This window comes from Mesorhizobium sp. M7A.F.Ca.AU.001.01.1.1 (assembly GCF_004022735.1).
Taxonomy (GTDB): domain Bacteria; phylum Pseudomonadota; class Alphaproteobacteria; order Rhizobiales; family Rhizobiaceae; genus Mesorhizobium; species Mesorhizobium ciceri.
In genome coordinates this window covers 1-12,313 of sequence record NZ_RZPF01000099.1, presented here as the reverse complement: position 1 = coordinate 12,313, position 12,313 = coordinate 1, and the positions used below count along the sequence as shown (strand labels likewise).

Genomic DNA, 12,313 nt, shown 5'->3' with positions numbered 1-12,313 from the left:
GCGCCATGCTCGCCGATGTCATGCTGGCGGCCGCGATCACTGTCGATCCGCTGACGCTCAATAGCCCGAGTGTCCCACTCGACTTTCTCATGGCTATCTCCGCGGCAGCCGCCGGCGCCCTAGTTGGCTACGCCTATGTGGTGGTGTGGTCGAAATGGAGAGGGCGGACGTGAGCGATATAATCATTGGAGTGCCGTTGGGTCTGGCTATTGGCCTCATCGTCCTCGCGTTCGCATACTTCATAGACCATCTGGGCGATGGTGATCTGAAGTGACTTGCATCGTCGGGCTCATCGACAACGGCAAGGTCTACATCGGCGCCGACAGCGCGGCAGTCAGCGGCGAGAGCATCGAGGTGCGCGCCAACCGGAAGGTGTTTCGGAACGGGCCCTATGTGATCGGCTTCACCGGATCCTACCGGGTCGGGCAGATGCTGGAATACGCCTCGCTGCCCAAGATGGAATGCAAGGACGTCATGGCGCACCTCGTGCTGAACGTCGTCGAGAAACTGAAGGAAATCTCCGGCAAGGACATTGATGAACTGCTGGTCGGCCATGGCGGGCGGTTGTTCAAGGTCAGTTCCGACTACTCGGTGGCGGAATATTCGTCCTATGTGGCCGCGGGCGAGGGCGGGCCGTATGCGCAGGGCAAGCTTCATGGCGGCGTAGGCGACCCGCGTGACCGCGTCCTGGCCGCGCTGGAGGCGGCGCAGACGCATTGCAACGGCGTTCGAGCTCCGTTCCATATCGAGGTGGTGTAAATGACCGAAGTGCATGTCGTCATGGGGAATGATTTTCCCGCCGCAGTGTTCGAAAAAGCGGAGGATGCGGAGGCATGCTGCGTCGCCAGGCGAGCCGAGAATGAGCCGGGTTACACGCGCATCCATTGGCGTGTTTACAATTTCCCGCTTCTCCGGCGCCTCAATGTCGACGCCGGAGTGCTCGGATGAGCCGCTTCGAAGCCTGGTGCATCGCCGTCGGCGCGGTCCTAGTTGTCCTCGGCTTGATCAGTTCGTTCTATCAGATGGGAGGAATCGGGTGAAAACCTACGCGATAGCAGACCTGCACGGTCGCTTCGACCTGCTGCAGATGGCCTACGACGCCATTTCGCAGCATGCGCTCGGCATACCGGGCACCATTGTCCATCTTGGTGACTACGTCGACCGTGGACCGCAGAGCCGCGAAATCATCGAATGGCTCATGGATGACCCGGCACTGCCGCCGGGCTGGCGTCGCATATGTCTGCGCGGCAATCACGAAGACATCATGGTTGAGTGCTGCGCTAATCTCGAGCTCGTCGGCCGCTGGTGGATCCCCAACGGAGGCGGCCGCACGCTGATCTCCTACGGCGCCAAGATCGGCGATGGTGCCGCGGTCGCAGCCGCATTGGTCCCAAGTTCTCATCTGGATTGGATGAAGGCGCTGCCTCGGATGCACATCGACGAACACCGCGTCTTCGTCCACGCCGGCGTCGATCCGTTCAAGCCGCTCGACCAGCAGGATGATCAGGATCTTGGCTGGAAGATATACCCTGATGATGACGAGCGCGGCCATGGTAAGCGACACGTTGTGCACGGCCATCATCAATTCGAGGACGGCCCGATCCTATTGAAAGGTCGGTCTGACCTCGACACGTTCGCATGGTTCACCGGTCGACTTGTGGTCGGCGTCTTTGATGACGCGGTGGCGGGCGGACCCATCGAACTGCTCACCGTTCAAGGCTCGCACATTCAGGATATCGTGAGGGCTGCATCGTGACCACAGAATATGATCCGGCCCCGTGGACCAACACCACGGCTGTTTTTGTAGGGCCCGGCGATAGGCGGGTGATCAGTAACGGCCATCCATTCCCCGTCGCTTGCCGCGTGCTGTCCGAGCCGAACTACCAACTGGCGATGAAGGCGGTCAATGCGCATGACGAGCTCGTGGCTGCGCTGGAGGCGCTGCAACAATTTATGGAGCCGATGAGGTGGACGCGCGACAGCGATAATGCCCGCGCAGATGAACTGGACAAAATGGCACTAGATGCGCTCACGCTTGCGCGCGGAGGGAAGTGATGGACGGCCAGGCATACGATCCGACGCAATCGCTTTGGTCCATAATGACCAAGAGCCGAGGCGGGACCGTGTCTGTCATTCGCGATCTGACCTTAGAACAGGTGAGCAAAACCTATGAGCGGCTTGACCCATGGTACGGGATGAAAACGGAAAGTCTTATGGTCCACAAGGACTATCTGCTGGCCGACACTCTTGGCATAGCGTTCTCAGGTTCGACTTCGATTGGGCGCCATGAATCAGATGGCGACATTGAAATTCGAGAGGTCTTTGGGCCAGCAGGCTGGAGTGGTTTCAATGCAGGGGATGTTGGTCGATGGCCCAGGCTCTACGCGATCTTTACCGATGCGGAAGGGGACATCCTTCCTGACGAATTTCAGGAACATCCAGAAATAGCTGAACGGTACAGGCGCCAGCGCAAGGTAACCGCGGATCTGGCTGCGGAGTATGCATCTCCACCTCTTGGGCGAGAGCAGATTATGGCGCTTCGTCGGGCCGGATGGTCGGTAGACGAAATAGATGCCGCGCGCGGAGGGCGGTGACGATGAGGCGAGGCAGTAGACCTGACGAGGTGACGGGATTCGAGCAGGCGGCATTCAATGACAGGCGGGCCGCTCGGGTGCTGACAGATATCGAAGCGGCCGAGAATGAAGTTCATGACCGGCTCGAGCGCGCCTTCGGCGGCCTGTTGAAGCTGCCCTATGTGGCGATCGACGAACCGAAGTGGCTGGACGCCGGCTACAAGGCTGACCGCAAGATGCAGCGGAAACTGGAACTGGCCGGGCTTGATCGCATCACCCAGGCCGGCCGGATCCGCTACCATGAACAGTTGAGGGAAGGGCAGGGGTATGATGACGGCTGCGGCTTCCGACTTCGTTGCTGGATGGCGGCGCTTCGGTACCCGTTTCAGCCGGCATGGTCTTCGAGAACGCTAGCGGAAAGAATTTAGCCATGACCCATGCTCACGACGAATCCGAAACCGCCCTCTCCGGCACCCATCAAGAAAGCCCTACCACCACGGATTTCATTGCTGAAGCCATCACCGAAGCATTCGGCGAGCGCTGCCCTGACTATGCCGAGGGTTGCGCCGCTTGCGACGCATGGAAGCAATATGACGACCTCCGCGCCCTCTCCGCTATCCATAGTCAGGGAGCAGCACCGAGCGAGGAGCCGGTAGGCTACCTGTTTGAGCTTTGCTACAGCCACGACCACAACCGGTGGAGCGGCACGATGTACTCCAGCCACATCCCCGATCCTAAGGATGTCCGCAACGTCCGCCCTCTCTTCTTCGCCTCCCCCGCTGTCGCACCGGTAGCGGTGAGCGTGAAGGCAGGAGAGCCGGTCGCCTGGCTAATCCTGGGCACAGACAGGGACGACAATGAGACATGGGTTGCGGTGACCAAAAATCCAGCCGGTGTTTATGGGCCTAACATGCCGATCCATCCGCTTTATCTGGCTCCACCACCGGCGCCTGATCAAGAACTCCAAGACAAGATCGAGACTGCCCTCTCTTCCATCATCCCGGCCACCAAGGGTGGGGAAGACGAGCTTAGACGTGCATGGGAGTATGGCCGCAACTCGTGGTGTCCTGCTGGAATCCTCACAGACAAGGAGCGAACCGAAAGCGAATGGCGCAAGGCTCTCGCCGCCCTTTCCGCCCAAGATACGGACGGGGTGGCGAAGCCATGAAGAGAGGCGACATCGTCTACACGCCGGCTTGGTGCGTCTCCGACATGGTTCGGTTTTTTAGCCCAGCCGGGAAGATACTCGACCCATGCCGAGGTCAAGGAGCATTTACGGACTTCATCCCATCCGCACAGTGGTGCGAGATTGATGATGGCCGCGACTTCTTCGATTTCCGCGACCATGTGGATTGGATCATAGGAAACCCTCCCTACTCCAAAACCCGGCAGTTCATGAAGCATGCGTTTTCTATCTCCGATAATGTCGTATTTCTGGTGCCGGCGCGCAACATCGTTAGCGGGTACGGGACAGTTCGAGAGTGCCGAAATTACGGGCTCTCGACCAAGAACATCCGATGGTACGGGACAGGTTCAAAGCTCGGGTTCCCGATGGGCAACGCTATCGCAGCCTTCCATTGGCAGCGCGGAGACAACTCCGGCCAGATAACTGAGACGTTTTACAGTGAGGCCGCAGCATGACCACCACCACCCAACCTACAGCCACCACTACGGGAGTTAGCGAAGCGATGGTCGAGCGGGCGTTTAGAGCGTGGTGCGCCTGTCAGGTAAAGGACATGAGCATCGAGGCTACCATCCGAGCCGCCCTCGAAGCAGCCCTCTCCACCGCACCACCAGGGGAAGGAGTACCAGGCATGGTGCTGGACGGCTTCGACATGTTGGCGCATCTGGCTCGCCAGCGGGAATGGTCAGAAGCCACATTCGGTCCCGGCCCGCGCACCAAGGGCGTGATCGATCATATCCGCAAGGAACTGTCTGAGATCGAAGCCGACCCTTCCGACATCGCCGAATGGATCGACGTTACGATCTTGGCGCTGGATGGCGCTTGGCGGGCTGGCCATTCACCCGAGCAGATCGTTGCCGCGCTCATCGCCAAGCAGACCAAGAACGAAGGCCGCGACTGGCCCGACTGGCGAACCATGTCGCCTGACCAAGCAATCGAGCACGTTCGCTCCACCGCTTCTACAAAGCCATGAAGCTGACAACCTCGCAATGGCATCTTCTGGTTGAAGTATCCTATGCTGGCGGGACGCACTGCATCGGCTCATACAAACCTGCAAGACGCCTGGTTGAACTTCGCTTGGCAGAATGGAGAGACGGTGGCCCTTCTTCTGACTGGCTGAACATCACCGAAGCAGGCCGTCTCGCCCTATCTCAGAATAACAGGGGGACGGGCGAATGATCAGCGTCGAATGGCCTAAGGACAGTGCACCCAGCTTCGAAACGTGGAAGAAGATCGCCGCCAGTTTCGAAGCCACCCTCGCCGCCAAGGATACAGCCCTAGCCGAGATGAGGGTGGAACTGGAGCGGATGCAGAAGGAAGTCGGCGCGGCTGATGCAGATCGATCCGCCGCACGCGCAGGCCAACAGGTTGCCGCCATCCGCGCCAAAGCCGCAGAGGCAGATCTAGCGCGGGCAAGGAAAGCGCTGGAGACCGCAGACGCCGCGATCGCAGAGTATGTGCGGTATCTCGACGGCGGCCAAATGCGCGGATCCTATGACGGCAAACCGGAGCGGGATGGGCTTCGCAAGGCTGGCTATATTGTCCGCGCCGCCATCGGTCCAGCGCCATGACCCGCTCACTCACCTGGCAGTTTCCCCATCCCTCTTGCATCTGCAACGAATGCTCCCCGAGCATCTTCAGCGGGTCTAGTCCCATCGAGCACCTCCGCACAGACAACATAGGCTGCTTCAATCTCCGGGGTGACGGTATCAGTCTCGCGCACCCAGTTGCGCATGGCTTCCAAGGCGGCGTGGACATCGCCTATGCCCTGCATTCCGCGCTCCCAGCGGATGGTTACGGGGCGTTTGAAGCGGTGCAGCATGGGGGTGCCCTGTGATCGAGCGCAGCGACTTCCTTCACATCGTATCATTGCTTGGCGAGCAAGGCCAAGACGACATCTCATGGTCCGAAAACATCAAGCCGCCGGCCGACGCTGACGACTTTGCATCCGAAGCGATATTCGTCATCTGCAATTCAGGCATGAAGAACACCATCGCGGTCAAGATATTCGCCAAGGTCATGGCGGCCATACAGGGCGGCATCAGTGCCTTCGCTGTCTTCGGCCACCCAGGCAAGGCAAAAGCGATCGACCTTATCTGGCGGACGCGTGACGACTTGCTGGCGGCCTATCTCTCTGCCCCCGACAAGATCGAGTTCTGCGCTTCGCTGCCATGGATCGGCGGCATCACGAAATATCACCTCGCCAAGAACTTCGGGGCCGATGTCGCCAAGCCAGATGTTCACCTTCAGCGCCTAGCTGATCGGGAGGGTGTGACGCCACAGCAACTGTGCGAACGACTCGCCCGAGATAGCGGCTACAAGATCGCCACGGTCGATGTGCTGCTATGGCGTGCGTGCGCCAATGGCATTCTGAACTCGCGCACTGGCGAGATAGCGGCATGATCCGCGCGATGCTCATCTGCCTGTTCCTCGTCGGTTGCGTCACCACGCATCAGCCTGGCGACTTTGCGCTGGACCAGACCAAAGCGCTGGGCCCACTCCTGAGAGGTGAACGTCCATGATCGAAGAACTGATTGCGCGGCTCGAGTCGTTGGAAGCGCCGGACCGAGAGGTTGACCGCGAGATCGGCGCGTTGTGGCCTGAGCCGCGGCCGTTCAACCTGTCGCTCGCCGCCATGCGGAACGGTATGCCTATTTGCCCAGCCTTCACCAAGGATCTCAACGCGCCGGTGAAGCTGCTCGAGCGCATCCTGCCAGGCTTCGCATGGAAGGTGGGGACATGCTGCGTTTCGGATGATGCATGGGTGGTTCCGGACCTGAACTGCCCGGTGCATGGCGAGCGACTGCTGAAGGAATATGGCAAGCCGAAATCGGGCAGCATATGGGATACCGGCGTCGACATCGACCTGCGGCCGTCGGGCACGCCGGCGATCGCGCTCTGCCTTGCGGTGGTGACCGCCTATGCCGAGACGTTGAAATTGGCGGAGGCGGCAGAATGAGCGACGATCGTAAATGCGGAACCTGCGCGCGCGGATGGCTTCGCGACAACGGACTGATCAGTTGTGGCGCCGGCGTGGATGATGCCGCTCTACTCGAAGGTGGCGGCGACAATCCGATATGGGCGGAACGCAAGTATGGCAAAGCCAGGATGACCGCATTGTTGTTCGGCGGATCCACGGCCGAGCCGGATGGCAGCAATTGCGAGAGGATGCGGCCGGAAGACGGTGCCGAGTGCCGGATGTGGAAGAAGCAGGACGGCGGCACATGATTGAATGGCACGAGAACTACCCAATATGCCGGTACGGCGAGGCGCTGGAGGAGAAAGCGCTGATCTTCGCGACCAAGGCGCATGAAGGCCAATTGAGAAAATATACCGGCGAAAACTATATCGTACATCCGATCGCCGTCGCCGAGATCGTCAAGACGGTCCCACACACGCCGGAGATGATCGCAGCGGCCATCTTGCATGACGTGATTGAAGACGTGCCATCGGTTTCGATCGACGACATCGACGCGGAGTTCGGCGTCCAAGTTGCGGAGCTCGTCGGCTGGCTCACGGACGTCTCGCGACCGGATGACGGCAACCGCGCCGCGCGCAAGGCGCTCGACCTGGCACACACAGCCAAGGCGCCGGCCACGGCCAAGACGATCAAACTCGCCGACCTCATCCACAACACGCTGACGATCAAGGAACGGGATCCGAACTTCTGGAAGGTCTACCGCCTGGAGAAGTTGGCGCTGCTCGAGGTGCTCCGCGAAGGCGATGCAACGCTATGGGCGAGGGCAGCCGCGCAGTGCGAGGCAGGCGATGGCAAGCAGATCAGCATCATTGATACCAACCAACCCGGATGGCCAACCGTCTGGCGCGGTGAAATCTAACTGGAGCATACGATGACCGACCTGTCCCGCCGCAACTTCCTGAAAGGCCTGATGGCGACCGCCGGCGTTGTGGCGGCCGGAATGCCCGCGCTCGCCGCAGTCGAGGCCGCCGTGGCGCCGTCGCTGCCGTTCCCAGATCATCTCCTCGGTGACGTCTTCATGAAGGTCGATGACATCTGGCGGTTCCTGGGGAAGTCGACGGAGTGGATGGTGCGGATTGAGCGGGATGTCACCTTTGTTGACCTCGCGTCCCTTGATCGGCCAACACACAGGGGGGTATCGTATGTAACTGCGGGGGCAGTTGACGTCGATATCATGCTCGACAGCGAAGGGCGTCAGATGCTGATGGAGACGTTCATGGCGGGCGAAAGAGTCGATTTTGCCATGTCTCAAGGCGAGAACGGACTCTACACGTTGAAGAATTCATTCATCAATATGACAGAGACGAGGTCTCCCCGAGAGGCGTACCGGTTCGGACTCGAGATCGGCGACCTCGAAGTGACGTTCCCGACGGCGGACGCGGCTTAACCAACCGCGCCCGAATAGAATAAACTGAAATCAGAATATATTCTAAAGCGCTGCGATCGCCTTGACCGCTTTGTCCTTGGCGTTCTTCACCTGGGTCTCGGATAGGCCATACTTCCGAGCAGTCGTTGCCTCCTTCGGCATCGCCTGCGGGGCGATCGGGCCGAGAACCTCGCCGAGAATGCTATCGTCGATCTCGCGGATGGCCTTCATGGTTTCCTTCAGTGCGGCGACCAGGCTGATCGCGCGAAGACCAGTCGGAACCATCTTGGCAGTCCTGATGCGCTCCTCGAGCGCAGAGAGATCGGAGATCGAGAGGTTCTCGAGGTTGATGTTGTCGATGTTGACCATGGAACTGCCTTCCTGTTTCGGGACGGCAGTGTCAAAGCACAGAAACAGGCGAAACGTCAACAGTGCCAAGGGTTTTCGAGGAATTGGAGGCCCAGAAGAGGGATAACTGAGGCGAACAAAGTTGCGATCTGGCGAGAATAGTTGGCATTATTGGAGTTTCGGCGTGTACCATAAATTGTGTTAACAAAAACCTGAAACACTAGGGGTTGCGTTCCTCCCTAAAGGCGAGTCAGAAACGCCTCGAAACATAAAGTTGTGCCCCAGGCAGAATCAGCCAGATCAAAGGGGAAGCCGCTCGAACCCCGACTTTGGGAAGCCTAATCCGGGATGGCGTCCGGATATGAGCGGCCAGCCGGTGGGATGCCGGCTTCAAAAGGACGATGACCCGTAACGGATGCCTGAACGCAAGCACCAATTCACGGAAGACGAACTTGGGGCTGCTGTAAGAAACTCTGCTACCTATTCAGGGGTCTTGCGCATCCTCGGCATCAAGGTGTCTGGCGGTTACCAATCCTACCTTAAGCGCAGGATCGCCAAAGCTGGTCTCGACATCTCGCATTTCACGCAGAAGGGTAAGGTCAAGATGCATGCCGGGGCCTACACTGGCTCCGAGCGACACCTGGCCAACTTGGCGAAGGCGAGGAATGCGATAGGTCAGCGGCCGTGCCAATGGTGTGGCAGGGAAGTCCATGCGAGCGGGCTGATGCGCCACGAGAGCCTGTGCCACCTTGCCCTGGAGAATATCAGATCCTGCCCCGTTTGCGACGATCCGATAAGAGGGCGTGGCGAGACTTGCTCCAAAGCATGCGCCAACACACATTTCAGAAGCGGCAGCAATCATCCGAACTGGAAGACTGAGTCCTACCGATCGACGTGTTTCAGCCACCACGAGAAAAAGTGTGTGGTTTGCGACGAGGTAAACATCGTTGAGGTTCATCACCTCGACGAAAATCACGAAAACAACGACCCCGCCAACCTGATACCGCTCTGCCCCACGCATCATAAATACTGGCATTCGCGGTTCAGGGTACTGATTGAGGAGCAGGTCATGGACTACGCCAGCCGCTTCACCGGTCAGACCATTCTCACAACAACGACGGCGTAAGTTTCGCCGCCGTAGCTCAGTGGTAGAGCGGCTGCCTCGTAAGCAGCGGGCCGGGAGTTCGATTCTACCCCGGTGGCACCAAATCCAGATCGGGAGACCGACATGCAGCAGATGGGCCGCACCACAGCGTTGGTGATGTCTCTGCCCGCTGCCGGCGCACTGATCATCGTTCCCACAAAAGACATCGGCATCGTGGTCGAGCGCACCATCCTCGAGTTGCGCGGACCGGATGTCGATAGCCGCTGTAAAACACTCGCGGTCTGCCAGCCGAGCGATCTGAATCTGATCGCCGTCGGGCTTCCAGTGTTCTTCGATCACACGTTTGACGACATGACGCCAAGGGAACTGCGCGACGCCGCGCATGCCCGGGCGCGTGAGAGCAACCGCCATTATTGGCCAGTTTCCGCGGGATAGAGCAGCCTGGTAGCTCGTCTGGCTCATAACCAGAAGGACAGCGGTTCGAATCCGTTTCCCGCAACCAATTAAGACCGCAGTAGACATCAGAACGCCATGGGCGGGACGAGGGGCTGCGGCGCCATTTTCAAACAAAGGAGAGTAGCATGACACAGCTTATCCTTCTCGCCATCGCCTGCGCTGCCGGTTGGTACTTCCGCGCGGAGATCATGGCTTTCCTCAAGAAGACATTCGGCAGCGCCGAATAATAGGTTTCAGCGGCGGTCTTCGGGCCGCCGTTTTCATTTTCAAACCCAAGAGGCAAAGATGTCTTCAGTCGAAGCAATTCTTTCGACAGAGTTTTCCGACCCCTTCGTGCAGGGCATGAAGGATCGGATGGTGGTCAGCTTCTACAAGTATGGCTTGGTCTCCGAAGCCTATCCTCACAAGGTGAACGCAATCACCTCCCTGACTGACCGCTTGAGGAAATATGCAGAAACTGGGAACACTGAGTTCCTGATCGACGCGGCCAATTTCGCGATGATCGAGTTCATGCACCCGTCCCATCCGTCAGCCTTCTTCGAGGGGACGGATTCTGATCAGTCTCCCGGGCGCCGTTCGAAACGGTCTGGCATTCCGGATGATCGCGACAATCAGTCTATCGGCACGAACCGCAACAGCGAACTTGCCAAGTTTCGATAGGTCATGGCCGTCACATGCCTCCCCATCGCACCATTCGGCGATCGGCCGGTGGTTGTTGCCGCTGGCGGCCCATCGCTCACGCTCAGCCAGATTCGCAGGATCGGTATGGCGCGCGCCGAGGACAAGATACGCGTCATTGCCATCAACGATGCGATCTACCCTTGCTGGTTTGCTGATATCCTGCATGCGTCCGACAAGCGCTGGTGGAATATGCACAAGGGAGTGCCTGCATTTCGCGGGTTGAAGACCTCGCTCGAGATCACCGGTTTCCATGACGTCCGGACGCTCAAGAACACCGGCATTGAAGGCTTTGACGACACGCCAGGCTGTATCCGTGGTGGCTGCAACAGCGGCTACCAAGCGGTCCATCTGGCCGCGCAACTCGGCGCCCGTCGGATCGTCATTGTCGCCTTCGATTTCTCCGACGACGGCGCCAAGTCGCATTGGTTCGGACCTCACGGTCCCGGGATGGATCTCCACTCCAACACTGAAAACTGGCGCAAGCATTTCCGCGGCCTGACCGACGAGCTCGCGCGCCGCAAGATTGCGGTGGTCAACGCGACCATCAAAAGCACGATCACCTGGCTGCCAAGGATCAATCTGGACACCGAATGGTCATAGGCGTCGCCTCCGACACCTTCAGCGACTCGCCGTATTATCGACGGGACGTCTTTCGGAGAGGATTGGCTCGCCTCGGATATGCAGTCGGGCATCCGCCGAAGGAAAGGCCTGGTCCGACGGACGTCTTGCTGATTTGGAATCGGTCGAGAGGTAATCACGATCTCGCCAATCGGTACGAGAAGGCTGGCGCAAGGGTTCTGGTGGCCGAAAATGGCTACATCGGGAAAGATAGGGACGGGCACCTGCTCTATGCGCTTGCGCTGGGGCACCATCTGGGCGCCGGCGCGTGGGTTGAGGGCGCCGGCGACCGATGGGATCAACTTGGCATCAACTTGCTGCCATGGCGCTCCTGTGGCGGCGAGATCGTTGTTCTGCCGCAGCGCGGGATAGGTGAACCTGGCATTGCGATGCCGTCTGACTGGACGGCAAGGGTCGTTGAGCGTCTCCGGAAGGTGACGGACCGGCCGATAAGGATTCGCCCGCACCCAGGCAAGGAAAAGACTGATCCGGACCTGCAGCATGCATGGGCCGCGGTGACCTGGGCAAGCGGCGCCGGCATCAAGTCGATCGTTGCTGGTGTCCCAGTCTTCCACGATATGCCGACATGGATCGGCGGACCAGCCGCCAAGTGTGGCGTCAGTGACATCGAAAATCCATTCCTTGGCGATCGCCTGCCGATGCTCCGCAGTCTTGCCTATGCGCAGTGGTCCTCCGAGGAAATCCAAGAAGGAACGCCGTTTAAGTGTCTGCTCGGGTAACGGTCTATCAGATTCCGGCGCACAAGCGGTCAATGCTCATCGGCGCGGCAATGGCGCAGGGCATCCATCGGGTGGGCGACAATGTTCGCGTCATGCCTTCGACGTCTTTCAAATCTCCGGACTCGGATATCGCCGTCTTTTATGGCTTTGACGAAACGCTCCGGGCTGTTTTCAAGGGCTATCGGGATGCCGGCCGGCCGGTTGTCTATGTCGATCTCGGATATTGGGGCCGTAAGGATCTCGGGCGCTGGACTGGTTATCAC

22 protein-coding genes and 2 tRNA genes are annotated in these 12,313 nt (G+C 59.3%); 22 read left to right on the top strand and 2 right to left on the bottom strand.

Features of this window, described 5'->3' with window-relative positions; all coding sequences use genetic code 11:
• The first annotated feature begins 270 nt into the window (after positions 1 to 270).
• The 10 genes from EN884_RS08870 to EN884_RS08830 all read left to right on the top strand — a co-directional run bounded on the left by EN884_RS08870 (position 271) and on the right by EN884_RS08830 (position 5,327).
• Positions 271 to 759 (top strand): hypothetical protein, encoded by a 489-nt coding sequence (locus tag EN884_RS08870; protein ID WP_063168384.1) that lies wholly within the window; start codon positions 271 to 273, stop codon positions 757 to 759.
• Positions 760 to 948: a hypothetical protein gene (locus EN884_RS38590; protein WP_063168383.1), complete on the top strand. Its 189-nt coding sequence runs from the start codon at positions 760 to 762 to the stop codon at positions 946 to 948. It begins immediately after the preceding gene.
• A gap of 88 nt (positions 949 to 1,036) precedes the next feature.
• Complete coding sequence (locus tag EN884_RS08865) at positions 1,037 to 1,756, top strand: metallophosphoesterase (protein ID WP_244514309.1); 720 nt, start codon at positions 1,037 to 1,039, stop codon at positions 1,754 to 1,756.
• Positions 1,753 to 2,055: a hypothetical protein gene (locus EN884_RS08860; protein WP_063168382.1), complete on the top strand. Its 303-nt coding sequence runs from the start codon at positions 1,753 to 1,755 to the stop codon at positions 2,053 to 2,055. The genes EN884_RS08865 and EN884_RS08860 overlap by 4 nt, the downstream gene beginning before the upstream one ends.
• On the top strand, positions 2,055 to 2,594 hold the full coding sequence (locus tag EN884_RS08855; RefSeq protein ID WP_063168381.1) for a hypothetical protein: 540 nt from the start codon (positions 2,055 to 2,057) through the stop codon (positions 2,592 to 2,594). The genes EN884_RS08860 and EN884_RS08855 overlap by 1 nt, the downstream gene beginning before the upstream one ends.
• A gap of 2 nt (positions 2,595 to 2,596) precedes the next feature.
• Positions 2,597 to 3,001, top strand: a complete 405-nt coding sequence (locus EN884_RS08850) for a hypothetical protein (RefSeq protein ID WP_063168380.1) — start codon at positions 2,597 to 2,599, stop codon at positions 2,999 to 3,001.
• A 2-nt stretch (positions 3,002 to 3,003) separates the two neighbouring features.
• A complete protein-coding gene (locus EN884_RS08845; protein ID WP_063168379.1) occupies positions 3,004 to 3,741 on the top strand; it encodes a hypothetical protein in 738 nt (245 codons plus the stop codon).
• Positions 3,738 to 4,214: a hypothetical protein gene (locus EN884_RS08840; RefSeq protein ID WP_063168378.1), complete on the top strand. Its 477-nt coding sequence runs from the start codon at positions 3,738 to 3,740 to the stop codon at positions 4,212 to 4,214. Before EN884_RS08845 ends, EN884_RS08840 begins: the two co-directional genes overlap by 4 nt.
• Positions 4,211 to 4,729: a dATP/dGTP pyrophosphohydrolase domain-containing protein gene (locus tag EN884_RS39455; RefSeq protein ID WP_244514308.1), complete on the top strand. Its 519-nt coding sequence runs from the start codon at positions 4,211 to 4,213 to the stop codon at positions 4,727 to 4,729. The genes EN884_RS08840 and EN884_RS39455 overlap by 4 nt, the downstream gene beginning before the upstream one ends.
• 202 nt (positions 4,730 to 4,931) lie before the next feature.
• Entirely contained in the window at positions 4,932 to 5,327 is a 396-nt protein-coding gene (locus EN884_RS08830; RefSeq protein ID WP_063168376.1) for a hypothetical protein, read from the top strand.
• A gap of 5 nt (positions 5,328 to 5,332) precedes the next feature.
• Here the strand turns inward: EN884_RS08830 and EN884_RS08825 are convergent, their stop codons facing one another.
• Entirely contained in the window at positions 5,333 to 5,578 is a 246-nt protein-coding gene (locus tag EN884_RS08825; protein WP_063168375.1) for a DUF982 domain-containing protein, read from the bottom strand.
• Positions 5,579 to 5,589: 11 nt separating this feature from the next.
• Between EN884_RS08825 and EN884_RS08820 the strand changes: the two genes are divergently transcribed.
• The 4 genes from EN884_RS08820 (at position 5,590) to EN884_RS08805 (ending at position 8,123) form a co-directional block, all read left to right on the top strand.
• A complete protein-coding gene (locus EN884_RS08820; protein ID WP_063168374.1) occupies positions 5,590 to 6,159 on the top strand; it encodes a hypothetical protein in 570 nt (189 codons plus the stop codon).
• A gap of 115 nt (positions 6,160 to 6,274) precedes the next feature.
• Positions 6,275 to 6,715: a hypothetical protein gene (locus EN884_RS08815; protein WP_063168373.1), complete on the top strand. Its 441-nt coding sequence runs from the start codon at positions 6,275 to 6,277 to the stop codon at positions 6,713 to 6,715.
• Between the two features lie 118 nt (positions 6,716 to 6,833).
• The gene (locus tag EN884_RS08810) at positions 6,834 to 7,595 is read left to right on the top strand and encodes an HD domain-containing protein (protein WP_210213279.1); all 762 of its coding nucleotides are present in this window, start codon (positions 6,834 to 6,836) and stop codon (positions 7,593 to 7,595) included.
• A gap of 12 nt (positions 7,596 to 7,607) precedes the next feature.
• Positions 7,608 to 8,123 (top strand): twin-arginine translocation signal domain-containing protein, encoded by a 516-nt coding sequence (locus tag EN884_RS08805; RefSeq protein ID WP_063168371.1) that lies wholly within the window; start codon positions 7,608 to 7,610, stop codon positions 8,121 to 8,123.
• A gap of 42 nt (positions 8,124 to 8,165) precedes the next feature.
• Here EN884_RS08805 and EN884_RS08800 read toward each other — a convergent pair whose 3' ends face one another.
• On the bottom strand, positions 8,166 to 8,471 hold the full coding sequence (locus EN884_RS08800; protein WP_127224370.1) for a hypothetical protein: 306 nt from the start codon (positions 8,469 to 8,471) through the stop codon (positions 8,166 to 8,168).
• 394 nt (positions 8,472 to 8,865) lie between these two features.
• Between EN884_RS08800 and EN884_RS08795 the strand changes: the two genes are divergently transcribed.
• The 8 genes from EN884_RS08795 to EN884_RS08760 all read left to right on the top strand — a co-directional run.
• Positions 8,866 to 9,576: an HNH endonuclease gene (locus EN884_RS08795; RefSeq protein ID WP_063168369.1), complete on the top strand. Its 711-nt coding sequence runs from the start codon at positions 8,866 to 8,868 to the stop codon at positions 9,574 to 9,576.
• A 5-nt stretch (positions 9,577 to 9,581) separates the two neighbouring features.
• Positions 9,582 to 9,657 (top strand) — tRNA-Thr (locus tag EN884_RS08790).
• A 21-nt stretch (positions 9,658 to 9,678) separates the two neighbouring features.
• Positions 9,679 to 9,990, top strand: a complete 312-nt coding sequence (locus EN884_RS08785; RefSeq protein WP_063168368.1) for a hypothetical protein — start codon at positions 9,679 to 9,681, stop codon at positions 9,988 to 9,990.
• Positions 9,981 to 10,057: transfer RNA gene (locus EN884_RS08780), tRNA-Met, on the top strand. The genes EN884_RS08785 and EN884_RS08780 overlap by 10 nt, the downstream gene beginning before the upstream one ends.
• Before the next feature lie 239 nt (positions 10,058 to 10,296).
• Complete coding sequence (locus EN884_RS08775; protein WP_063168367.1) at positions 10,297 to 10,671, top strand: hypothetical protein; 375 nt, start codon at positions 10,297 to 10,299, stop codon at positions 10,669 to 10,671.
• Positions 10,672 to 10,674: 3 nt separating this feature from the next.
• A complete protein-coding gene (locus tag EN884_RS08770) occupies positions 10,675 to 11,292 on the top strand; it encodes a hypothetical protein (RefSeq protein ID WP_063168366.1) in 618 nt (205 codons plus the stop codon).
• A gap of 125 nt (positions 11,293 to 11,417) precedes the next feature.
• Entirely contained in the window at positions 11,418 to 12,050 is a 633-nt protein-coding gene (locus EN884_RS08765) for a hypothetical protein (protein ID WP_127224369.1), read from the top strand.
• 32 nt (positions 12,051 to 12,082) lie between these two features.
• The coding region (locus EN884_RS08760; RefSeq protein WP_164894953.1) for a hypothetical protein at positions 12,083 to 12,313 on the top strand (231 nt) is incomplete at its 3' end.